At 39.5% G+C, this 22,705-nt stretch carries 17 protein-coding genes and 1 pseudogene; 9 read left to right on the top strand and 9 right to left on the bottom strand.

Annotated elements, in window-relative coordinates; translation table 11 throughout:
- From rpsT to HCCG_RS06815, 3 genes are read left to right on the top strand one after another with little or no spacing between them, the layout of a single operon-like run.
- A complete protein-coding gene (rpsT, locus tag HCCG_RS06805; protein ID WP_002956730.1) occupies nucleotides 1-273 on the top strand; it encodes a 30S ribosomal protein S20 in 273 nt (90 codons plus the stop codon).
- Nucleotides 274-302: 29 nt separating this feature from the next.
- Nucleotides 303-1,367 carry a peptide chain release factor 1 gene (gene prfA / locus HCCG_RS06810; protein ID WP_002956731.1) on the top strand — a complete coding sequence of 355 codons (1,065 nt, stop codon included), beginning with the start codon at nucleotides 303-305 and terminating at the stop codon, nucleotides 1,365-1,367.
- Between the two features lie 2 nt (nucleotides 1,368-1,369).
- A complete protein-coding gene (locus HCCG_RS06815; RefSeq protein ID WP_002956732.1) occupies nucleotides 1,370-2,374 on the top strand; it encodes a glycosyltransferase family 10 domain-containing protein in 1,005 nt (334 codons plus the stop codon).
- 83 nt (nucleotides 2,375-2,457) lie between these two features.
- Here the strand turns inward: HCCG_RS06815 and HCCG_RS06820 are convergent, their stop codons facing one another.
- The 5 genes from HCCG_RS06820 to HCCG_RS06840 all read right to left on the bottom strand — a co-directional run bounded on the left by HCCG_RS06820 (nucleotide 2,458) and on the right by HCCG_RS06840 (nucleotide 9,629).
- Nucleotides 2,458-3,222, bottom strand: a complete 765-nt coding sequence (locus HCCG_RS06820; RefSeq protein WP_002956733.1) for a methyltransferase family protein — start codon at nucleotides 3,220-3,222, stop codon at nucleotides 2,458-2,460.
- Nucleotides 3,223-3,242: 20 nt separating this feature from the next.
- A complete protein-coding gene (locus tag HCCG_RS06825; protein WP_002956734.1) occupies nucleotides 3,243-5,621 on the bottom strand; it encodes a ribonucleoside-diphosphate reductase subunit alpha in 2,379 nt (792 codons plus the stop codon).
- A gap of 12 nt (nucleotides 5,622-5,633) precedes the next feature.
- On the bottom strand, nucleotides 5,634-6,260 hold the full coding sequence (locus HCCG_RS06830) for an NAD(P)H-dependent oxidoreductase (protein WP_014666699.1): 627 nt from the start codon (nucleotides 6,258-6,260) through the stop codon (nucleotides 5,634-5,636).
- Between the two features lie 39 nt (nucleotides 6,261-6,299).
- Nucleotides 6,300-8,102, bottom strand: coding sequence for a translational GTPase TypA (gene typA, locus HCCG_RS06835; RefSeq protein WP_002956736.1), 1,803 nt, complete (start codon nucleotides 8,100-8,102; stop codon nucleotides 6,300-6,302).
- Nucleotides 8,103-8,180: 78 nt separating this feature from the next.
- Nucleotides 8,181-9,629: an aminotransferase class V-fold PLP-dependent enzyme gene (locus HCCG_RS06840; protein WP_002956737.1), complete on the bottom strand. Its 1,449-nt coding sequence runs from the start codon at nucleotides 9,627-9,629 to the stop codon at nucleotides 8,181-8,183.
- Between the two features lie 436 nt (nucleotides 9,630-10,065).
- On the opposite strand from HCCG_RS06840, the gene acnB reads away from it, so the two are divergent.
- The 4 genes and pseudogenes from acnB (at nucleotide 10,066) to HCCG_RS06860 (ending at nucleotide 15,355) form a co-directional block, all read left to right on the top strand.
- Entirely contained in the window at nucleotides 10,066-12,645 is a 2,580-nt protein-coding gene (gene acnB, locus HCCG_RS06845) for a bifunctional aconitate hydratase 2/2-methylisocitrate dehydratase (protein ID WP_002956738.1), read from the top strand.
- A 179-nt stretch (nucleotides 12,646-12,824) separates the two neighbouring features.
- On the top strand, nucleotides 12,825-13,442 hold the full coding sequence (gene yedF, locus HCCG_RS06850) for a sulfurtransferase-like selenium metabolism protein YedF (protein WP_002956739.1): 618 nt from the start codon (nucleotides 12,825-12,827) through the stop codon (nucleotides 13,440-13,442).
- A gap of 76 nt (nucleotides 13,443-13,518) precedes the next feature.
- Nucleotides 13,519-14,550: pseudogene (gene selD / locus HCCG_RS06855) on the top strand (selenide, water dikinase SelD); the annotation flags it as partial.
- A gap of 112 nt (nucleotides 14,551-14,662) precedes the next feature.
- Nucleotides 14,663-15,355, top strand: a complete 693-nt coding sequence (locus HCCG_RS06860; RefSeq protein ID WP_002956741.1) for a hypothetical protein — start codon at nucleotides 14,663-14,665, stop codon at nucleotides 15,353-15,355.
- A gap of 64 nt (nucleotides 15,356-15,419) precedes the next feature.
- Here HCCG_RS06860 and xseA read toward each other — a convergent pair whose 3' ends face one another.
- The gene (gene xseA, locus HCCG_RS06865; RefSeq protein ID WP_002956742.1) at nucleotides 15,420-16,673 is read right to left on the bottom strand and encodes an exodeoxyribonuclease VII large subunit; all 1,254 of its coding nucleotides are present in this window, start codon (nucleotides 16,671-16,673) and stop codon (nucleotides 15,420-15,422) included.
- A gap of 152 nt (nucleotides 16,674-16,825) precedes the next feature.
- Here xseA and HCCG_RS06870 point away from each other — a divergent pair, with 152 nt between their 5' ends.
- Complete coding sequence (locus HCCG_RS06870; protein WP_002956743.1) at nucleotides 16,826-17,671, top strand: biotin synthase; 846 nt, start codon at nucleotides 16,826-16,828, stop codon at nucleotides 17,669-17,671.
- A 10-nt stretch (nucleotides 17,672-17,681) separates the two neighbouring features.
- On the top strand, nucleotides 17,682-18,566 hold the full coding sequence (locus tag HCCG_RS06875; RefSeq protein WP_002956744.1) for a YihY family inner membrane protein: 885 nt from the start codon (nucleotides 17,682-17,684) through the stop codon (nucleotides 18,564-18,566).
- Between the two features lie 32 nt (nucleotides 18,567-18,598).
- Here the strand turns inward: HCCG_RS06875 and hemC are convergent, their stop codons facing one another.
- The 3 genes from hemC to hemA are packed head-to-tail and all read right to left on the bottom strand — an operon-like array spanning nucleotide 18,599 to nucleotide 22,705.
- Nucleotides 18,599-19,570 carry a hydroxymethylbilane synthase gene (gene hemC / locus HCCG_RS06880; protein WP_002956745.1) on the bottom strand — a complete coding sequence of 324 codons (972 nt, stop codon included), beginning with the start codon at nucleotides 19,568-19,570 and terminating at the stop codon, nucleotides 18,599-18,601.
- Between the two features lie 10 nt (nucleotides 19,571-19,580).
- A complete protein-coding gene (locus tag HCCG_RS06885; protein ID WP_002956746.1) occupies nucleotides 19,581-21,362 on the bottom strand; it encodes a proline--tRNA ligase in 1,782 nt (593 codons plus the stop codon).
- The gene (gene hemA / locus HCCG_RS06890) at nucleotides 21,359-22,705 is read right to left on the bottom strand and encodes a glutamyl-tRNA reductase (protein WP_015453504.1); all 1,347 of its coding nucleotides are present in this window, start codon (nucleotides 22,703-22,705) and stop codon (nucleotides 21,359-21,361) included. Before hemA ends, HCCG_RS06885 begins: the two co-directional genes overlap by 4 nt.

Here is a 22,705-nt window from a genome sequence, read left to right on the forward strand (position 1 = left end):
ATGGCAAATCACAAATCTGCGGAAAAACGCATTCGTCAAACCAAGACAAGAACTGAACGCAATCGCTACTATAAAACGCGTATTAAAAACATCGTGCGAGACCTAAGAGAGGCTGTTGCAAGTAAAGATGTAGCCAAAGCCCAAGAAGCATTAAAAATCGCCAATAGGGAATTACACAAATATGTAAGTAAGGGGATTTTAAAGAAAAATACGGCTTCACGCAAAGTCTCTCGCCTTAACGCAAGTGTGAAAAAACTTGCTCAATCTGCCTAATTTTATTTAACTAACTTCAAAGAGGTTGAATGCTTGTTGATAAACTCAAGCCCATTGTGGCAAGGTATGATGAGATTTCAAGCCTCCTACTTTCCCAAGAGATTCTATCCAGTGTCAAGCAACTCACACAATTGAGCAAAGAACAAAGCGACATAGAGCCTATTGTCCAAAGTGCGAAAATGTATTTTTCCGTGCTTGAAGGCATTGCGGATAATAGAGCCTTGCTTGAAGATAAAGAGCTAGGAGAGCTTGCTAAGGAAGAGCTAAAAGAGCTAGAATCTAAAAAAGCAGAGCTTGAAGAAGAGATTAAACTTCTTTTGATCCCAAAAGATCCCAATGATAGTAAAAATATTTATCTTGAAATCCGTGCAGGGACAGGCGGAGATGAGGCGGGAATCTTTGTGGGCGATTTATTTAAGGCGTATTGTCGCTATGCAGATTTACAAAAGTGGAAAGTTGAGATTATCAGCTCAAGTGAAAATAATGTGGGTGGCTACAAGGAAGTTATCGCGCTTATAAAAGGGCAAGGATCGTATTCTAAGCTCAAGTATGAGGGTGGCACCCACCGCGTCCAACGCGTCCCAGAGACAGAATCTCAAGGGCGGATTCACACTTCAGCCATCACCGTAGCGATAATGCCTGAAGTTGATGATGTGGAGGTGAATATCAATCCAAGCGATTTAAAAATTGATGTCTTTCGCAGTGGCGGACACGGCGGACAGAGCGTAAATACGACAGATTCAGCGGTGAGAATCACGCATATCCCAACGGGCATAAGCGTATCTATGCAAGATGAAAAATCCCAGCATAAAAATAAAGATAAAGCCTTAAAGATTCTAAAAGCCAGACTTTATGAAGCCGAGCTTGAAGCACAAAATGCCCAAAACAAAGAAGCCCGTAAAACACAAGTGGGGAGTGGTGATAGAAGTGAGCGAATCCGCACTTATAACTACCCTCAAAATCGTCTCACAGACCACCGCATCGGCTTGACACTTTATAGCCTTGAAGAGATTATGCTTGGTGGTTTGCTTGATGAATGTATCAATCCACTCATCGCCCACGCTCAAAGTCAAGCTATGGGTGCAGTGGAATAGCAATGCAAAAGCCTATCAAAAAAGTGTATTTTTGCGATGGAGCGGTTGAAGGAAAGATAGTAAAGATTCTAAAAAAGCATTACAATCTTATCTTCACAGATAGAGATCCAGACTATATTTTTTATTCTGTTATGGGTGAAAAACATATTGAATATGATGGGATTAGAATCTTTAGCACGGGCGAGAATGTTCGGGCGGATTTTAATTTTTGCGATTATGCTATTGGGTTTGATTATATACAGTTTGATGATAGATATTTGCGTTATCCACTCTATCTTCACTATACAAAGGATATGCAAAAAGCAAAAAACAAACATCTCGCAATAAACACACAAACATTACAAAACAAGGATAGATTCTGCACTTTTGTTGTCAGTAATGGCAAGGCAGATGAGCTACGCACACAATTTTTTGACTTCCTAAGTCAATATAAACACATAGATAGTGGCGGAAAGTATAAAAACAATATTGGCAAACCCATAAAGGACAAATCAAGCTTCCTTGCAATTGGGAAATTCAACATTGCTTTTGAAAATTCAAACACCAATGGCTACACGACAGAAAAGCTTATTCAAGCCCTTAGTTCGCAAACTGTGCCTATTTATTGGGGAGATGAATGCGTTAGCAAACCTTTAGATTCAAGCGGGGGAGGGGGGGGGGTAAATCCAAAGGCTTTTATACATATTAAAAGTGTCAATGATTTTGACACAGCACTTGAAAAAATACAAAAACTTGATAATGATGATGAAGCCTATCTCTCTATGTTAAAAGAGCCAAGTTTTTTAGATTCCAATCACGAAGAGATTTTTGATGAAAGGCTTGAAAATTTTTTACTCCATATTTTTAGCCAACCTATCAAAAAGGCTTATCGTAGGGGTTTTGGACAATGGCGATATAATCTTGAAAAAAGATATAAAAAATTCCAAAGAGCAAGAAAAATAGCCAACGGCTTTGCAAATATTTTTAAAATACCCATTCAAAAACTTAGAACATATATTAAATATTAAATCTTTTTGATGCTATGAAACTTTCTCATTTATAAGGCTTTCTGGCTATATCACAAATACAATGATTGCAACCTATCTCCAACCTATCTCCCTTCCACTTCAAAAAATTTTGTTGTCTTTACCATAATACGAATAAGTAAATAAAACACAGCCGAGATAATAAACAAATATGTCAAAATAGAATCCGGTGCAATAAACTCTACACCCCCCCCCCTCTGCCAATTTACAATCACAGCAATTATATAGTGAAACACAAAAAGCGAAGATGTTAAGCCAAAAAATGAATTATATTCTCGCCTTATCATTGAGCGAAAGGAAAAGTCCATATCACTTGGAATATAACCACTTAACTTTGGAAAAAATGGCGGGGTTTTCAAAGTCCAATCAATATATTCTTGACCAAATTTTACACGCAAAAAACTCTCTTCAGCAAAGATAATTCTCTCATAATAGAGCCAAAAACTCAAAGCAAAAACTACAATAAAGAGCCAATTACCAAGCAAAATAATCGGTGCAAGCATCATTAGGAAATTCCCCAAGTAGAGTGGATTACGACACACAGAGTATAAGCCAGTATGATTAAGCACACTAGCTTTTTGCTCTCTTGTATTACGCCCTGAAGTATCACGAGGCACAAATCCAGCCACCCAGATTCTAACCCCCTGCCCAAGCAATCCCACAAAAATTGCAACAATAACCAAAGATGTGTTATACACCCCATCACAATACAAATAAGTCTCGGAAGTCAAAATTACCAAAATAAAAAGTGGTAAAATACAAAAAGGCAGATAGCTCCTATAACGAAACAAAATATCGCCTTGCGTTTTTAGCTCTTCTTGTAATGCCATATTCTTTCCTTTAAATTATCTTATTGACAATTCACACACTCTACACTTCTATCTATCATATCATCTTTTTCAATCTCAGGACTTTGTGAGCGGAGATAATAAGTGCTTTTTAGCCCCAACCTCCAAGCAAGCATATAGATGTCATTAAGCATTTTCCCACTTGCCTTATCAAGCCTTACAAAGACATTTGTGCTTTGTCCTTGATCTATCCATTTTTGACGAACTGCCGCAGCCTTAATCAATAATGTTTGATCAATATCATACGCAGATATGTAATAATTCCAAGTATCTGCACTTAAATGAGGCACAACAACAGGAATCATTCCGCTAAGATTCTCTTCTAGCCATTTTTTACGATACACAGGCTCAATAGTCTGCGTTGTCCCAACAAGAATACTAATAGAACTTGTAGGTGCAATCGCCATAAGATAGCCATTTCTTATACCTTGCGTTTTTACTTTTTTTCGCAAAGATTCCCAATCACATTGTTGCGAAAAAAGCCCACCTCTATCAACAAGCTTTAATGCCTCCTTACTCGCCAAATCAATAGGCATTATCCCCTTACTCCAGTTACTGCCATCAAATTGCGGATATTTACCCTTTTCTTGTGCTAAATCTGAGCTAGAACTAATCGCATAAAAACTAATAAGTTCCATTACTTCATCAATCTTTGCCAAATGCTCATCACTCCCCCACTCTATCTTAGCACACGCAAGCATTTCAGCCTCGCCCATCACACCAAGCCCAATGGCACGATTTTTTTTATTTGTAACCTTTACCTTGCGATTAGGATAAAAATTAAGATCAATCACATTATCAAGCATTCTAATCGCAATAGGCAAAACACGCTCAATATCCTCTTTTGTGTGAATCTTACTAAGATTCACACTCGCTAGATTACATACTGCCGTATCCCCACCTTGTGCAATACGCGTTGTAATAAAGACTTTTTTGCCCAGCAAAGAATCTACGCTTGTAATTTTATTTGCCGCCTTACGCACACCATTATCAAGCTCTACTTCTTGCTTTTCATCATATATCACCTTTGAACCATCATCAAATTCAACTTCCACAACATAATGATTTGGATTCGTGTTTTGAAAAATCTCTGTGCAAAGGTTTGAGCTGCGGATAATCCCAGCGTGTCCATTTGGATTAGCACGATTTGCATTATCTTTAAAGCACAAAAATGGCAAACCAGATTCAAAATAATTCGTTAGAATCTTTTTCCACAAATCTTTTGCCACAACACGATGTTTTAAGATATGTTCATTTTGTTCGTATTCAAGGTATTTTGCTTCAAACTCCTCTCCATACAATTCCGTAAGTTCAGGGCATTGATAAGGATCAAAAAGTGTCCAAAACTCATTTGCCTCAACTCGCTTCATAAACAAATCACAAATCCACAATGCGGGGAACAAATCGTGCGCTCTCCTACGCTCTTCACCACTATTTTTACGCAAGTCAATAAACTCAAACACATCATTATGCCAAACTTCTAAGTATGTCGCAATCGCTCCCTTGCGTGTACCTAGCTGATCCACAGCAATCGCCACATCATTAGCTATTTTCAAAAACGGCACAACGCCACCAGCTGCATTTTTATGTCCATCAATATAGCTTCCAAGCCCACGCACTTGGCTAAAATCCCAGCCTATACCGCCACCATACTTACTTAAAAGTGCCATTTCTTTATACGCATCAAAAATTCCCTCAATATTATCCGGTGTGCTACCAATAAAGCAAGAACTTAGTTGATGTCGCGTTGTGCGGGCATTTGCTAAAGTTGGTGTCGCACAAATCACCTCAAATTGAGAAATCATATCATAAAACTTCACCGCCCACGCATTACAATCATTTTCATTTTGAGCTAAAAACATAGCAATCGCCATAAACATATGCTGGGGCAACTCAATGGGCTGATTATTAGAATCTTTAAGCAAATACCTATCATATAGCGTTTTAATACCTAAATAATTAAACTGCAAATCGCGTTCAGGCTTAATATGAGAATCTAAAAATGCTAAGTCATATTTTTCTTTAATCCCACGAAGCAATCGCCCCTCATTTTCCCCTTGAATGAAGTAATCTTCAAGCTTTTTATAACCCGTCCAGCCCGTTACCTTATGATACAAATCATACAAAAACAAACGAGCCGCGACAAAGCTCCAATTTGGTGCATCAACATCTATCTTATCCACGGCTGTTTTTATTAAAGTCTGCTGAATCTCTTCTGTCGTAATCTTATCTTTAAATAAAATTTTCGCATCAACCTCAAGCTCACTTTGCGTTACACCCTCTAAACCCTCAACTGCTGCAGAAGTGTGTTTTTGTATTTTTGAAACATCAAGCGGTTCTATACGCCCATTTCTCTTAACAACTGTGATTGTATCTAGCATTCTTTCCCCTTCTTACTTATATTCCACCAAATCATCAAGTGAGATTCTATATCTTGGTTGCTGTTCCTTGCCGCGATAGCCAAAGCACACAATAAGGCTCACTTGCTCTTTAAATGGATCAAGCCCATACAGCTTTTCTACCGCTCTTTTCTCATAGCCCTCAATATAGCAAGTATCAATCTCTAAGAAACTCGCATAGGCTACCATATAAGTTGCCATAATATAAGCCTGTTTGCTACTCCAGTGTGCTAGAGATTCTCCAGAATCTAGTCCCCGCTCTTTCAAGTATCCACCCAAACGATCACAAAATGCCTGATACGCACCCAAATCCATTTTGCGTCTAAAGGTATTTTGCTTTGTGTATTCACTCGGTGGGACTAAGTCATTTTGCAAACTTTTAAATATTACAACTTCACTTGCTGTTGTGATTTGAGGCTGATTCCAGCATAATGGACGAAGTGCTGCCTTTGCCTCATCGCTACGCAACACAAGTAATCTTGTAGGCTCTAGCCCAAAGGAGCTTGGCGATAATCTGCCCACTTCTAAAATCTCATCAAACACTTCTTTTGGAATCTTTTTATTCTCATCAAAAAGTTTGCACGAATGGCGGAAATATATAGAATCTAAAAACTTATTCATCACTTACTCCTTATGTAAATTTAAACAACACACAAAACCCTACTTCGCCTTTGCTCTCTTACGCATATTTGGCTCTAGAATCTTCTTGCGGATTCTAATATTTTGCGGTGTTACCTCTAAAATCTCATCATCTTCTATCCACTCTAATGCTCTCTCTAGTGTCAGTTCTCGCGGTGGCACAAGCTTAATGGCATCATCACTCCCACTTGCACGCATATTTGTTAAATGCTTTGCCTTAATGGGATTAACATCTAAGTCATTATCGCGGCTATGTTCGCCGATTACCATACCGATATATACTTTCGTTTGTGGGGCTACAAATAGCACACCCCGCTCTTGTATATTAAAGAGTGAGAATCCTGTTGCTTCACCATTTTCCATAGAGATTAATGCACCATTTTTACGCGATTCTACCCCACCGCTAAATGCCCTAAACTCTAAAAAGCTATGATTCATTACCCCCTCACCTTTTGTATCTGTCAAAAACTCGCTACGATAGCCAATAAGCCCTCGTGCAGGGATTTCAAACTCTAGCCTTGTGTAGCCATCACTCATAGGATTCATAGCTTTCATTTCCGCCTTTCTCTTACCAAGCTTCTCAATAATCGCCCCGCTAAAATCCTGCGGTGTGTCAATGACTAAATGCTCAAAAGGCTCAGTTTTCACGCCATTTTCTTCTTTCACAATCACTTCGGGGCGTGAGATACTAAACTCAAAGCCCTCACGCCTTAGATTCTCCGCTAAAATAGTGATTTGTAGCTCACCCCTTCCGCTTACCTTAAATTTCCCCTCACCCATCTCTTCACATCGCATAGCAATGTTTGTTTGCATTTCTTTTAACAGTCTATCTTTGATTTTATTTGCCGTTACATGTTTGCCCTCTAATCCCGCCAAAGGACTATCATTTACCGCAAAATACACGCTCATTGTGGGTTCTTCTAAGTGCATAGGATCAAGTGGCATAGGATTATTAGGACATACAATAGAATCTCCCACATCAACGGCGTTAAATCCAGCAATGGCTACAATATCCCCCGCTTCAGCAGATTCTATCTCTGTCCTTGCTAGTCCCATAAAGCCGATGAGTTTGCTTATACGCCCTGTCTCTTTCTCGCCATCGCTTTTTGCAAGCATTACATTCTCACCCTTTTTCACGCGTCCATTAAACACCCGTGCAATGCCAATTTTACCTACATAGTTATCATAATCAAGTGTGAAAACCTGCATTTGCAGTGGATTATCAGCACTTCCGCTAGGCAGTGGCACATACTCTAAAATCGCTTCAAACAATGGCTCAAGATTCTTTTTAGCATCATTTAAATCTTTAATCGCATAGCCATCACGCGCAGCAGCATAAATCACGGGAAAGTCAAGCTGCTCATCTGTGGCGTCCATTGATACAAATAAATCAAACACTTCATCAACAACCCTATCTGGCTCTGCGGCAGGTTTATCAATCTTATTTACCACGACAATGGGGCGGATTCCAAAGCTAAGGGCTTTTTTGACGACAAATTTCGTTTGAGGCATAACGCCTTCTTGTGCATCTACAAGCAATAAGACGCCATCTACCATTTTTAGCACCCGCTCCACCTCCCCGCCAAAATCGGCGTGTCCGGGCGTGTCAATAATATTTATCTTTGTGCCTTTGTAGTTTATGGCTGTATTTTTTGAAAGGATTGTAATGCCCCTTTCTCGCTCCAAATCGTTAGAATCCATTACGCGTTCATCGACTTGCTCTCTCTCGCCAAATGTCCCAGACTGACTTAAAAGCCCATCTACTAGTGTAGTTTTGCCGTGATCTACGTGTGCTATCACAGCGATATTTCGTATATTTTGCATTGTGTTTTTCTGCTTTCATTTAAAAAATTAAAGGCGACATTCTATTATAGATTACCCTTAATAATCATTAAATATTTATCAAAATTGCCATTTTTCTCCTGTCTCACCACGAAGGATTTTTACACAAGATTTAATAGATTCTATAAGGTATTCAATATCCTCCAAAGTATGTGTGTAGTGGATACTTACTCGCAACCACATAGGCTTTTTATCCTTGCTCCCATTACCTAAAAGATAATGCCCATACGGACCGGCACAACTACAACCAGCACGCGTCTGTATGCCATATTTCTTGCTTAAAAGCATTGAAAGATTAAGAGGGGAGATTGAGCCAATATTAAAACTCACAATGCCGAGTCTCTCCACCTTTAAATCCCCATAAATACTGACCGCTGGAATCTTTTTTAGCTCGTGTAAGAATATCTCTGTAAGCACCTTTTCCCGCCTTTTTATCCACGCAAAGCCAATCTCATTTCGCAATGAATAAGCCAAAGCCGCACGCAGTAGCCCCAAAATGTTAGGTGTCCCAGCCTCCTCTCTTAAAGCCTCATCATCAATAAAAGAATGCGTCATATCACTAGCATACTCCATTGTCCCGCCTCCAGGAAAACTTGGTGGAATCTGCGTATCACACAAGTTTTTTCTTATTGCTAAAAGCCCACACGAACCAACCCCACCCAAAAGCTTATGCGGTGCGAAAAATCCAGCATCATACAAATGAGAATCTACTTGCATATAAGATGAAGAGCTTGCCATATCAAAGGCGATAGTGGCTTTATTTTCACGCAAAAGTTTGCTATAAGATTCTATGGGAGCAAGCAATCCTGTTACATTTGAAGCCACGCTTAAAGACGCAATGATTTTTTCATTTTTAAGATTCTGCAATATCTTTTTCAAATGCCCTACATCAGGTAGCCCTGCCTTGTCAAAGCCTATTTTGTGGATATAACATAGCCCTTCCCTAAAACTTATCTCATTTGAATGATGTTCAAACCCACTAAGCAACACATAAGGCAGATTTAAAGCCTTTGTTTGCTTATCATATACCCGCAGTTTTTCAAGCAATGGATTTTGTGAAACACAATTTTTTTTATCATCTAAGCCTTCACTTCCTTGAAAAAATGAATCAAAATGTGCCAAACTCTTTGGAGATATATATATCCCCATAAGCTCTTGGAATTTTTTAATCCCAAAGCTCGCTCCACTCCCTCCAGCAATCAATACAAACTCATCATCTAGCCCCAACATTCTTTTTAATCGCTCTTTTGCCCTTTCATAAATTATACTCATAAATGCTGAATGCGTGGCAAAACGCGAATGGGTATTAGCATAATAGGGCAAAATAGAATCTATGCGTTTTTCAATCTTTTTATACGCCAAACCCGAAGCGGTAAAATCAAAATAACGCTGTCCTTTAATAAGAATGGTATTTGCCCGTAGCTGTGTGAGCAAATCGCCATCATCAAGCAACGGGGCAAACAAACAATCTAAAAGCCTATCATAATGTCGCTTTTTATAAATCTGCATTATTCCTACTCCTATCATTTCTTATTGCGTACAGCATTACACAAACCCATACAAAATCGCAGATATTTTAGAATCTTTGCTTTCATCTGGATATGAAATCTAGCAATCATTAGAATCTACCAACAACTTACCAAAAGTCTGTAATGTTACTTTATGTATCGCTTTTAAACATATTTTCCAAGTGCCACATACAAAAAGCCTATATACACGAATATATCAGCCAAAAACTACTTTGAAAAATGACTTAAAATCCGCACAAACACAACACAAAAACAAATAACTTAAAAGAATTTTGGGAAGTTTTGAAGCTCACTTTTGGATAACTTTCACTTTACTTTCCTGCTTGTTTGGTATTTTTGTTATACAATTTGAGCCAAACCATTATACAGAGTTTTGGTTTCTACATAACAACACAAAAAAAGCAAGGAGAACGCAAATGAGAGAAGAATTTGAGCAATTCATCAAAGACTACGAGACACACAGCAAGGAACGCACTGCACAAGGCATTCCACCTTTGCCTTTGAGCCTAGCCCAAACACAAAATGCCATTGAAATGTGTAAAAATTCTAGTGTAAGTGCCGAGTATAAGGCATTTGCAAAGGAACTTATTATCCACAGAGTGAATCCGGGCGTTGATACTTCAGCACAGCTAAAAGCGGAGTTTTTAGGTGCAATCTTGCTTGAAAATAAGCAAGATTGGGGCTTTAGCCAAGCCGAAGCAATCACATATCTAGGCACAATGCTTGGGGGTTATAATGTCGCTCCTCTCATTAAAGGGCTTTCTCTTAGTGATAACAATCTAGCAAAAGCCTGTGCAGAAGCCTTAAAACATACACTTTTAATTTATGATAATTTTGAAAAGATTGCTGCTTTAAACACTCCGCTTTCACAGGGGATTATCCAGTCTTGGGCAGATGCAGAGTGGTTTAAATGCAAAGAGGGCTTACAAGAAAAGATTAAAGTATGCGTATTTAAGGTTGATGGCGAGACAAATACAGATGACCTAAGCCCAGCAGGAGATGCTTTTACACGAAGTGATATTCCACTTCACGCTAAGGCAATGCTAAAAAGTCGTATAGAAAATTTTGAATCTCGCATTGAAAATGCCAAGAAAAAAGCACAAGAAAATAACGCCATTGTAGCCTATGTGGGCGATGTAGTAGGAACAGGAAGCAGTAGAAAATCTGCGTGCAATTCCATTATGTGGCATTTTGGCAAAGAGATTCCATTTATCCCAAATAAAAAAAGTGGTGGCATTGTCATTGGTAGCGTAATTGCACCCATTTTCTTTAATACTTGTGAAGATAGCGGTGCGTTGCCAATCGTAGCTGATGTGAGCAAGCTACAAGATGGCGATATTATTGAGATTGACACACTTAAGGGCGAGATTAGCAAAAATGGTGAGGTTGTAGCAACTTTCACGCTCAATCCCGTAACACTCGCTGATGAAATCCGATCAGGCGGTAGAATCCCACTCATCATCGGCAGAGGCTTAACCGCAAAGGCAAGGGAATATCTCAAGCTACCCAAATCTAGCGTGTTTAAAGAAGCTAAACAACCAGCTCCAAGCACAAAAGGCTATACATTAGCACAAAAAATGGTAGGTCGTGCTTGTGGCGTTGAAGGTGTGCGTCCGGGCAGTTATTGTGAGCCAAAGACAACAACCGTTGGTAGCCAAGACACCACAGGTGCGATGACACGCGATGAGATTAAGGAACTTGCCGCATTAAATTTTGGAGCGGATTTTGTATTGCAAAGCTTCTGCCACACCGCAGCCTATCCAAAACCAGCTGATGTAAGCTTACACGCCACTTTACCAAACTTCATCTCCGAGCGTGGTGGTGTTGCTCTGCACCCAAAAGATGGCGTTATCCACTCGTGGCTTAATCGTATGTGTTTGCCAGATACGGTTGGGACAGGCGGAGATTCTCATACGCGTTTCCCTATTGGCATTAGTTTCCCAGCAGGAAGCGGACTAATCGCGTTTGCTGCGGTTACAGGCTCTATGCCACTTGATATGCCAGAATCTGTGCTTGTGCGGTTTAAAGGCAAGCTCAATCCGGGTATTACACTGCGTGATTTGGTTAATGCTATTCCCTATTATGCGATTAAGCAAGGGCTTTTGACCGTTGAAAAGAAAGGTAAAAAGAATATCTTTAGCGGACGGATTCTAGAGATTGAGGGCTTAGGTGATTTGAAAGTTGAACAAGCCTTTGAGCTAAGTGATGCGAGTGCGGAGCGAAGTGCAGCAGCGTGTAGTGTAAGGCTAAATAAAGAGCCGATTATTGAATATCTTAGCTCAAATATTAAACTTATAGAATCTATGATTAAAAATGGCTACCAAAATGCCGAAACATTGCAACGCAGGGCAGATAAAATGAAAGAGTGGATTAAAAATCCTGTGCTTTTAGAGCCAGATAGCGATGCGGAGTATGCAGCCATCATTGAGATTGATTTGGCTGATATTAAAGAGCCTATTCTTGCGTGTCCAAATGACCCAGATGATGTGGCGACTTTGAGTGAGATTCACGCTAATCCAAAACGACCTAAAAGTATTGATGAAGTCTTTATTGGAAGCTGTATGACAAATATCGGGCATTTTAGGGCGTTTGGTGAGATTGTCAAAAATGAAGGGCAAAGCAAAACGCAAATTTGGATTGCCCCACCGACAAAAATGGACGAAAAACAACTCACAAAAGAGGGATATTTCTCACTCTTTGGTGCAGCAGGAGCTAGGCTTGAAGCTCCGGGTTGTAGTCTATGTATGGGGAATCAAGCACGAGTGCGAGATAATGCTGTGGTATTCTCTACTTCAACGCGAAACTTTGATAACAGAATGGGCAAAGGTGCACAAGTCTATCTTGGTAGTGCGGAGCTTGGCGGAGTGTGTGCTATGCTTGGTAAGCTTCCAACAGCTGAAGAGTATCTACAAATCGCCCCACAAAAAATTGATGATAAGAAAGAAAATATCTATACTTATCTCAACTTCCACCTTATGCAAGATTTTGCTCTCTAAATACCTAGAATCTAGCCTTAAATCTACAAGGCTAGATTCTATATTTTCATTTAGCTCCACATTGAAGCCATATTTTCACGCAATACAAGCTCTTTCTCTCATAAAAACTTCTAATTTCTTTTAAAAATTAATGTATAATGCCACTTTACAAACGAGAATCTCCCCTTTTAAGGATTTTTATGAATAATACTATCCAAATTGATGTGCGTGATTTACCCTGCCCTGAGCCTGTTGTTAAGGCTAAAAAAGCACTCGTTGGTGTCAATGAGCATTCCTTAAAACTCCATAGTTATGAAATTATCGGCAATTCCCCTTCATCAAAGGAAAATCTTAGCCGTTTTCTTAAGACTGAAGGTTTTGAGTTTGAGATTGGGCTTGGGCGAGATGAGCAGTTCATCATCTTTCTTAAAGGTAAGGTGGGTAAGCTTAGCAAAGAATCTAAGGATAAGATCATTCCCAAAATGATGCTTATTAAAAATGATCGCGTAGGCGAAGGGGAGCTTGGCGGTATGCTGATAAATGGCTTTATCAAATCACTTTTGCAAACTGAAGTTTTGCCACATAAGATTCTCTTTATCAATCGCGGTGTTTTACTTACAACGGATAACAAAGAAGTAGATAATGCAGAAATTGTGGAAGTGTTAAAAGAGCTTGAAAAGCAGGGCGTTGAGATTTATTCCTGCGGCTCGTGCTTAAGCTATTTTGCTTTGACGGAACGCCTTAAAGTCGGTATGATAGGCAATGCCATAGATGGTGTGCAAAATATGCTAACAAGCGATAGTCTCATCTCTCTTTAATTTTATAATAGGATTGTATATGGCAGATTCAGATTTAACGCAACATATTCAATGTGCTGGGTGAGCGGCTAAAGTCGGTCTGGAAGATCTATCACAAATCTCTAGCCAACTCACCCAAAAGCCAAGTCCGTTGTTACTTGCAGGGTTTGAAAACAATGAAGATTGTGGCGTTATACTCTATAATGAAAATGATGAATACGCTATGCTTTCAAGTGTGGATTTTATCACGCCTGTGGTTGATGATCCTTATATTTATGGGCAAATTGCTGCGGCAAATGCGTTAAGCGATATTTTTGCTATGGGGGGCATTGCAAAAAGTGCTTTAAATCTGCTGATGTGGGATAGCACACATTTTGATGTCAAAGTAGCAAATGCTATTTTAAAAGGTGGGCTAGATAAGATTACCGAATCTGGAGCATTGCTTCTTGGCGGACATACGATTAAAGATACCGAGCAGAAATATGGACTTTCTGTCAATGGAGTGGTGCATAAGAATAGAATCTGGCGGAATAATACCGCACGAGAAGGTGATGTCTTAGTGCTGACGAAGCCGCTTGGGAGTGGGATTCTCACCACGGCAATTAAAGCAAGAATGCTTCACAATCAAGAAGAAGTTATAAAATCAATGGCAATGCTTAATCTCTATGCAATGCAAGTCGCTCAAAACTATGAGATTCACGCCTGCACTGACATTACAGGCTTTGGGCTTATAGGACACGCACTTGAGATGTGTCGTGCAAATATGATAAAAAAATCATCTTATCCTTTGCCAGATTCCACGCAAAATTCTCCTTATGATAAAAGCATACTTTTTTACACGACACAGATTCCACTTTTTGAAAACACAAAAGAGCTGTCAAAAATGGGAATTGTGCCGGGTGGCTCGTATGAAAATAAAAATGCCTTGTCCCATCAAGTGCAGATTCAATCACAAATAGATGATGATATTTTTTACTATGACGCACAAACTTCTGGCGGATTACTCTTTGCCCTGCCATTTGCTCAAGCTAAAGCATTTGCCTATGACTTACGCAAGGCTGGAATCGCTTATGCAAATATTGTTGGTGAGATTCTACCCAAGCGAGAAAAGGCTATTATTTTAGGCTAAAACAAAACTAGATTGACATCACACAAAAGAGAGTAAAAACAAGGATTTCATTAATTCTTCATAGATTCTGCCGATGTTCTCAACTAGAATCTTATTGGGCTTGGAGAATACTATGCAGTTTAATATGATAAACACTTTGGTGCGGAAGTTTTATGTTCTCAAAGAAGAGGGTTTTGTAGCAAATCAAAACTATAAAGATGATCTGCAAAATCTCCTTGCCAAAGAGGAATTTGCTATTTTTAACGCTATGTTTGAAGCTGATAATCTTGATAAAGCCATTGATAGTATCAAGCGTTCCTACACTAGTGGCAGGGCAAATAAGCAATATGTCATCAATATCTTATCAGAGCCAAAAATCACGCAAATCGCCTCTGTCTTACTCAAAGGCTCAAAGCCAGAAACCCTTGAAAAAGCTATCCGCATAAGAGAAAATGTAGATAAAAATAGCGTTGTATTCCTAGATCTCATTAAGGGCATTGAAGAAAAACTTATCACTTTTCTTGTTTCACGCGTAAGTAAATTCCCCCCTAGCACTTCTCCGGATGATTATCTTAAAACTCTCGCCCAAAAGGAAATCAATATCAGCAATGTTGCACGGTATTTTGGTGGCGATTTTGAAAAAGCCTATCTTGATGATAAGGGTGTGGGCAAGTCATATTTTGAGTTTCTTACCTGCAAGGTGCTAATTAAGTATAAGTTTATGAATATAGAAGACGCTCAACGCTTACTTCTTGTATTTATTTGGAACTCAATCCCTGTCTTTAGGACAAAAACCCACATTACATCTGTGGGCAGTACACGCTAGGATTCTACTTTAGAACACAGTGTTGAATCTAATCCTATTTGCCCTATCATCTATCTGTTTTGCTCTATTTCACGCGTTTAGCAAATATATGCAAATCTAAATCACTAAGTTCAAACACTTCATTTACAGCAATATCTTGTAAAACGCAGACTTTTTGCTCCTTGCTTATTTGTGCGTATCCGTTCTTACATAGTGAGCGTGGATTACTCGCTTTTAAGGCTTCAAAAAGCCGCTCACATTCCATTTGTGCGTGAGTGAGCTTTCTTTCAAATGCCACATCTATAAGCATTTTTACCCTTTCAATCTCTCCTTGCTTTTTTTCTAAAATATTTCTAAAATTTTCCACAAATATTTGCCCTAGAGCCTGAATCTGCTCTCTTTTGTTTATATATTGCGATTGAAAATTATAGAGTTTAAAATACTCCTTGAGTTGCCCTATCAATCTCTGCTTCTGCCCCAAATACCTTTCAAACACGCTAGAATACGCACTCATCATCTCATCAATAATCCGCAAAAATTCAAACTTATCGGGCAAAAGCATTTCCATCGCCGCTGAAGGTGTAGGCGCTCGTAAATCCGCTACAAAATCGCTAATAAATACATCTACTTCGTGTCCCACAGCCGATATAATGGGTGTTTTAGCCCTGTATATCGCCTCTGCCACACACTCTTCATTAAACGCCCACATATCTTCCATACTGCCTCCACCTCGCCCTAGCACAATCACATCAAAGCCCTCCTTTGTGCCAAAAAAGCTATCGGCTAAAGCTAAATTTGCTACAATACATTCCTTAGCATTCTCCCCTTGCACGAGCGTATCAAAAAGCGTGATATGCACGAGATTCCATCTTTTTTGAGCCACTTTTAGCATATCTTCTTTTGCCGCTCCGGTGGCTGAAGTCAGCAGGGCAATGCGTTTGGGAAACTTCGGCATAGGCTTTTTGTGAAAAGATTCAAAATAGCCCTTAGTTTGAAGCTTATTTTTAAGATTTTCAAATGCCAAGGCAAACTCGCCAACCCCCGCAAGAGTAATGCTTTTACATAGAATCTGATATTCCCCTTTTTGTGTATAGACACTCACGCTCCCCATAATGACGATACTCTGCCCCACTTCAAGCGTAATCTTTAACCCCCTTGCATTTCCCTTAAACATCACACATTTGATATTTGAATCCTCATCTTTAATGCTTAAATAAATATGTCCGCTCGTATGCACCTTAACACTGCTAATCTCGCCTTGCACACACACATCTAAAAAAGTCTGCTCCAAAATCGCTTTTATCTGTGTGTTTAGCTCACTGACCTTCAAAGCTTTCATTAAACTTCCTTGATGAATAGTTGTTGTTTTATATTGACTTATCACAGATTCTACCACAGGCTAACTTTTAAAGACTTTTGCCATAAATCTATGGCATTTTTGCTATAATGACATCACATTTCCTAAAACTATCTTAAAATCAAAGGTTTATTATGACAGATAATGAGATTTTCCTTTGCTCTATTTGCAATGTCGCATCCGGAGACTGCCCAGAAGACTGCAAATACTGCACACAAAGTGTGCATTATGGCACACAGATTCAGCGTTATAAAAATAAAAGTATTGATAAAATTTTACAAGAAGCAAAGGCATTGCGGGAGTTTGGGGCTTTGGGCTTTTGCTTGGTTACTGCTGGTCGCAGTCTAGATTCTCAAAAATGTGAATACATTGCTAAAGTCGCACACGCCATTAAACAAGCTGATTTGGGGCTACATATCATCGCGTGTTGTGGCAGTGCGGATTTGGAATCGCTCAAATATCTTAAATTACAAGGTGTAGATAGCTACAATCACAACCTTGAAACCTCCAAAGATTTTTTTCCGCATATCTGCACCACACACACTTGGCAGGAGCGATTTGAAACTTGTGAAAACACACTCAAAGCCGAGCTAGGCTTATGTTCTGGTGGAATCTTTGGCTTAGGGGAGAGCTGGAGCGATAGGATTGAGCTTTTAAAGTCTTTGCAGATTCTATCTCCACATAGCTCACCGATTAATTTTTATATCCCTAATGACGCTTTGCCCCTGCCCCCGCAGACATTGAGCCAAGATGAAGCCCTAGAGTGCGTTACCCTTGCTAGAGAGTATCTCCCAAATACGCGTCTTATGATAGCTGGTGGGCGTGAAGTCATCTTTGGTGATAATCAAAAGTCCCTGTATGAAGCGGGGATTAACGCCATTGTGCTAGGGGACTATCTCACCACAGATGGCAAAGCCCCACAAGAAGATATTGAGCTTTTAAAATCTTATGGCTATATTCCAGCCGCACACTGCCACTAAAGGAGAATAAATGGATATACAAAAAGACAAGCTTATCCGCACATTTCTAGGTAAGACTCAAGAGGTTTTTACTCTTGTCTGGGATAAACTCAAAAGCATTTGGAACTTCGTAGCCGATAAGGAGCTAAGCTTTTATGCGGCATCTCTAAGCTTTTATACCATTTTTGCCATTATCCCACTATTAATGATTTTCTTTTCTATCTTTGTGAATCTCCCAAACTTCCAATCCCAAATTGAGCAAATCCGCACCCTTATCCTTTCAAATATCCTACCAACGCACACTGAAGTCATTTCTAGCTATCTTGATACTTTTATGCAAAACAGCTCTGCTCTGGGTATGATGGGGCTTGGCTATACACTTATTGCGTCAATTATGTTTTTTCGTAACTACGAATACATCGCTGCAAAGATGTTTAACTCCACGCCTAGAAAGTTTTTTGACTCACTTGTTATGTATTGGACAATGATTACACTTTTTCCTGTGGTTTTAGCCTTTTCAATCTACTTTAGTGGCGAGGTGCAAAAGACACTCAAAGGCACTGCGGATTTAAGTGTGCTTTTTGATTTAATCCCTTATCTGCTGACTTGGATTATGTTTTTCTTGCTTTTTAAGCTTTCAGCCAACAAGCCTTTGAAGATTCTAGCCCTGCTTGTCTCTAGTGTGCTTACCACAGCGGTTTGGCTTATCACAAAATGGGGCTTTGTGTATTATGTCTTTTATAATGAGACTTACAAAAGCGTCTATGGACCTATCTCTATTTTTCTTTTTATGATGTTATGGATTTATATCTCGTGGTTTGTATTGCTCTATGGAATGCGATTTTGCGAGGGCTTTGGGACAAACTTTGGCAAAACACTTGAAGAAAAATACGGCTTCACATCAACAGAAGTGTGAAAGTTGACTTTGTTATCTAAAAATCAATTTTGTTACGCAAATGCCATATCTCTTGCACGAGATAGAATCTCCTTGGCCCCTTTAGCAATAAAGCTTTGAGCGAGATTTTTACCAAGAGATTCTGCCTTTGCCTTGTCTTCTTCCAATATAGAATCCTCCAAGCTCTCCTGCAAAATTTCCTGCCCATTTGGCAATCCCACCATAGCCCTAAGCCTTAAAATCCCATTTTCATACATTGCTTGCACACCTATTGGCACTTGACAGCCACCCTCAAGTTCCCGCACAAAAGAGCGTTCCGCACTCACACACAACGCACTTCTCTTATGTGTAAGCCTTGAGATAGTCTCAAAATATGGGCTATCCTTTCTCATCTCAATACCCAAAGCCCCCTGTCCCATAGCAGGTATCATAAAATCCAAAGGCACAATATGGCAAATCCCCATATCATTTTTTTTCACATCAATGCCTAGCCGCTTTACACCCGCTTGAGCTAAGATAATCGCATCAAATACGCCATTTTTGAGCTTTTCTAAACGCGTTTGTATATTCCCACGCAAACTTAGCGTATCCAAATCCGCACGAAAAGCTTTAATCTGCATAGAGCGGCGAAGTGAAGTTGTCCCCACCCTAGCACCTTGCGACAAAGATTCTAAACTCTCATATTTCATACTTAAAAAACAATCCCTGCAATCCTCTCGCTCTGTAATTGCCGCCAAATCAAGCAAGGGCAATATCTCCACGGGCACATCTTTTAAGCTATGCACAGCTAAATCAATCTCTTTATCCAAAAGCTTTTGTTCTAGCTCCTTTGTGAAAAGCCCCTTGCCACCGATTTTTGCCAATGGCACATCAAGTATTTTATCGCCTTGCGTTTTGATAATCTTAAATTCTGAATCTAGCCGACATTCATCTTTCAAGCGATTTTTCACATATTGAGCTTGCCACAATGCCAACGCACTTCCGCGTGTGCCGATGATAAGTTTTCTATCCGCAACATTTTGCATTTTTACCCCCTTAGCTATTCCGCCCTAGAATCCCAAGCAGATTTTCAAGTATGTTTTCATCGCATTGAAGCTCAAACTTTTTTAACCCTTCACGCTTAATAAGCTCTAATCGTCCCTCATTTAAGCCCTTGCCCACAATCAAAGCAAATGAAAATCCAAGTAATTCAAAGTCTTTCATCTTTACACCAAATCGCTCATCTCTATCATCAAGCAAGACATCTATGCCCCTAGCCTTGCACTCTTCATAGATTTTTGTAGCAAACTCACTTTGTGCTATGTCTTTGACATTTGAAATAATAATGGCTAAATCAAAAACCTTAACTTCTTTACCCCACACACAGCCTAGCTCATCGCTTTTTTGCTCCAAAATTGCCGGTAAGATTCTAGATACGCCAAAGCCATAGCACCCCATAATCAAATCCTGCGCCTTGCCGTCCTTATCCAAAAATTGTGCGTTCATCGCGTGAGAATACTTCGTGCCAAGCTTAAAGATATGTCCCACTTCAATGCCCTTTGTGTAATACAACTCCCCATTACATTTAGGACACAAATCCCCCTCTTGTGTTTGAGCTAAGTCTGCAAAGTTAAGATTTTCAAATGTGTCTAAATCCACACCCACAAAGTGATAATCCTTTTCATTCGCTCCACAAATAAGCCCCTTAGCTTCTCTTAAACTCTCATCAAAATAAATATGGCTACTTTGCGTAATATACCCCAAGCCATAAGGTCCTATAAACCCAACCTCTAGCACGCCATTTTTTCCAGCTTGTGCTATCTCGCTAGATTCTGCATCTTCTAGGCTTATAAAGGAGCTATCCACACGATTAATGGTGTTGAGTAATTTTGTCTCTTCAATCTCATCATCACCCCGCACAAAGCCATACACAAGCTCAAAGCTCCCATCAGCCCTTAACGCCTTTTTCACAACAGCTTTTAAAAGATAGAATCTATCCACTTTAAAAAACTCGCTTAAAGATTCTATGCTTTTCACATTTGGCGTGTAGAATCGCCCAAACTCCGCTTTTGGCGGATTTTCATCATATTTTAGCTCACTTGGACGAGGGGAGAGACGCAAAGCCCTTGAGCTTATCTCAATATTTGCCCCATACTCGCAGTTTTTACACACTACAATCGTATCTTCCCCACAAGGAGCTAGCACCATAAATTCCTTACTTCCACTCCCGCCAATCGCCCCAGAATCCGCCTCTACAATTTTAAAATCCACACCTATGCGTTCTAAGATTTTTTTATAAGTTTGCTCCATTACATCAAACTCTCTATCCAAATCTTCAAAGCTACTATGAAAGCTATATCCGTCCTTCATAATAAATTCACGCCCACGCATAAGCCCAAAACGCGGACGCACTTCATCGCGGAACTTCGTATGAATTTGATAAAGATGAACGGGAAGTTGCTTATAGCTTTTCACACCATTTTTAGCAATGAAAGTTACCACCTCTTCGTGCGTAGGTCCTAGCACAAACTCATTCTCTTTCCTATCCACAAGCCGCAAAAGCTCTCGCCCATACTTTTCATATCGCCCAGATTCACGCCATAAATCCGCAGGGGTAACAAAACCCATTAGAATCTCCTGTGCGTTTGTTATATCCATTTCTTCCTTAATGATAAAACGCACTTTATCAAGGAGCTTTTTTCCAAGTGGTAAAAAGTTATAAATCCCACTGCCCACCTGCTGGATAAACCCACCTCGCACAAGATATTGATGACTTTTTAGCAGGGCATCTTTTGGGGCTTCTTTTAAGGTATTAACAAAAAGCTGTGAAAATCTCATATATCTTCCTTTACAATTGTGGTGTCTTTTTCGCATTTGTAGTTACTTAATATAACAACTTCATCGCCAATATCAAACATACTTTTCATCGCTTCAATGATAGGATCGCCCTGATGACTTTCACTTGCCTGTTTTAGTCTCATCGTGGGATTATGCAAAAAGCTATTAAACGCCCCGTGCAGAATCTTTTCTACATTTTGACGATACTCACTTGGTAAAAATCCTTTCTTAATCGCCCTATCAAGCTCTTTGAGCGAAGATTGCTTAGCTAAATAGCGGATATGTTTGATTATAGGCTCAACACTCAAAGTCTGCAACCAAGTAAAAAAATCTCTCGTATAAGATTCTAGAATCTTATGTGCTTCTTTAGCACTCTTATCACGCACACCCTTATGCTCTTTGACAATCTCTTGCAAATCATCAACGCAAAAAATCTCCAAATCCGCCATTTTTACAGATTCTATATCACGCGGCAGGGCTAAGTCAAACCATAAACGCTTGACTTGAGATGCTTTTACCATATTTGCTTTAATAACACACTCTGTCGCACTTGTCGCACTAAAAAGCAAAGTAAAGCTATTGAGAATTTGAAAGAGATTTTCAAAAGATTCTATATTGACATTCTTAGAATCTAACTCTTTAGCAAGATTATAAGCGTTTTGCTTTGTGCGAGAGATCAGTGTGATTTTCGCTCCTGCATTTAATAAATGCTTACACGCAAGGCGTCCCATTTCCCCACTGCCAATGACTAGGGCGTGAGTAGAATCTAGATTCTGCCCCATTTGCTTAAGCTTATGCTCTGCCATACGCACCGCTGTGGAAGCCACCGACACACTATGGGCTGAAATATCCGTCTCCTGCCGCACATTTGCCGCACATTTAAAGGCAAAATGCATTAAACGCGTCATATCCTTACTACATAGTTTGTTGTCAAAAGAGAGTTTATAGGCATTTTTGAGCTGCCCTGTAATCTGCGTTTCACCCACCACGAGGCTATCAAGGCTTGAAGCCACACCAAAAATATGATAAATCGCATATTCATTTAAACGCACAATGGCATTTTGCTCTATGAGTGCAGAATCTAAGCCTGTGTATTTTGCTAAAGTAGCGTATATGTGGCTTCTAGCTATTTTCCTATCATACATACTCACATAAATTTCAATGCGATTACAAGTGCAAAGCAAAATGCTTTCACTTATGCTTTCACTTTCATTTATTTCTTGTAAAAAGGGTAGAATCTTAGCTTGAGTGATGTTGAGCTTTTCACGCATAGCAATATCTGTATTTTTATGTGAAAAACTTATAACCATATATTGCGTTTTTTGTTCTTCTTGTCTTTGCAT

Source organism: Helicobacter cinaedi CCUG 18818 = ATCC BAA-847, assembly GCF_000155475.1.
Taxonomy (GTDB): Bacteria; Campylobacterota; Campylobacteria; order Campylobacterales; family Helicobacteraceae; genus Helicobacter_C; species Helicobacter_C cinaedi.

What these genes read in the sequence shown, in the direction of transcription:
- rpsT (WP_002956730.1), top strand. Translation starts at nt 1, where the DNA reads ATGGCAAATCACAAATCTGCGGAAAAACGCATTCGTCAAACCAAGACA.
- prfA (WP_002956731.1), top strand. Translation starts at nt 303, where the DNA reads ATGCTTGTTGATAAACTCAAGCCCATTGTGGCAAGGTATGATGAGATT.
- HCCG_RS06815 (WP_002956732.1), top strand. Translation starts at nt 1,370, where the DNA reads ATGCAAAAGCCTATCAAAAAAGTGTATTTTTGCGATGGAGCGGTTGAA.
- HCCG_RS06820 (WP_002956733.1), bottom strand. Translation starts at nt 3,222, where the DNA reads ATGGCATTACAAGAAGAGCTAAAAACGCAAGGCGATATTTTGTTTCGT.
- HCCG_RS06825 (WP_002956734.1), bottom strand. Translation starts at nt 5,621, where the DNA reads ATGCTAGATACAATCACAGTTGTTAAGAGAAATGGGCGTATAGAACCG.
- HCCG_RS06830 (WP_014666699.1), bottom strand. Translation starts at nt 6,260, where the DNA reads ATGAATAAGTTTTTAGATTCTATATATTTCCGCCATTCGTGCAAACTT.
- typA (WP_002956736.1), bottom strand. Translation starts at nt 8,102, where the DNA reads ATGCAAAATATACGAAATATCGCTGTGATAGCACACGTAGATCACGGC.
- HCCG_RS06840 (WP_002956737.1), bottom strand. Translation starts at nt 9,629, where the DNA reads ATGCAGATTTATAAAAAGCGACATTATGATAGGCTTTTAGATTGTTTG.
- acnB (WP_002956738.1), top strand. Translation starts at nt 10,066, where the DNA reads ATGAGAGAAGAATTTGAGCAATTCATCAAAGACTACGAGACACACAGC.
- yedF (WP_002956739.1), top strand. Translation starts at nt 12,825, where the DNA reads ATGAATAATACTATCCAAATTGATGTGCGTGATTTACCCTGCCCTGAG.
- HCCG_RS06860 (WP_002956741.1), top strand. Translation starts at nt 14,663, where the DNA reads ATGCAGTTTAATATGATAAACACTTTGGTGCGGAAGTTTTATGTTCTC.
- xseA (WP_002956742.1), bottom strand. Translation starts at nt 16,673, where the DNA reads ATGAAAGCTTTGAAGGTCAGTGAGCTAAACACACAGATAAAAGCGATT.
- HCCG_RS06870 (WP_002956743.1), top strand. Translation starts at nt 16,826, where the DNA reads ATGACAGATAATGAGATTTTCCTTTGCTCTATTTGCAATGTCGCATCC.
- HCCG_RS06875 (WP_002956744.1), top strand. Translation starts at nt 17,682, where the DNA reads ATGGATATACAAAAAGACAAGCTTATCCGCACATTTCTAGGTAAGACT.
- hemC (WP_002956745.1), bottom strand. Translation starts at nt 19,570, where the DNA reads ATGCAAAATGTTGCGGATAGAAAACTTATCATCGGCACACGCGGAAGT.
- HCCG_RS06885 (WP_002956746.1), bottom strand. Translation starts at nt 21,362, where the DNA reads ATGAGATTTTCACAGCTTTTTGTTAATACCTTAAAAGAAGCCCCAAAA.
- hemA (WP_015453504.1), bottom strand. Translation starts at nt 22,705, where the DNA reads ATGCAAAGACAAGAAGAACAAAAAACGCAATATATGGTTATAAGTTTT.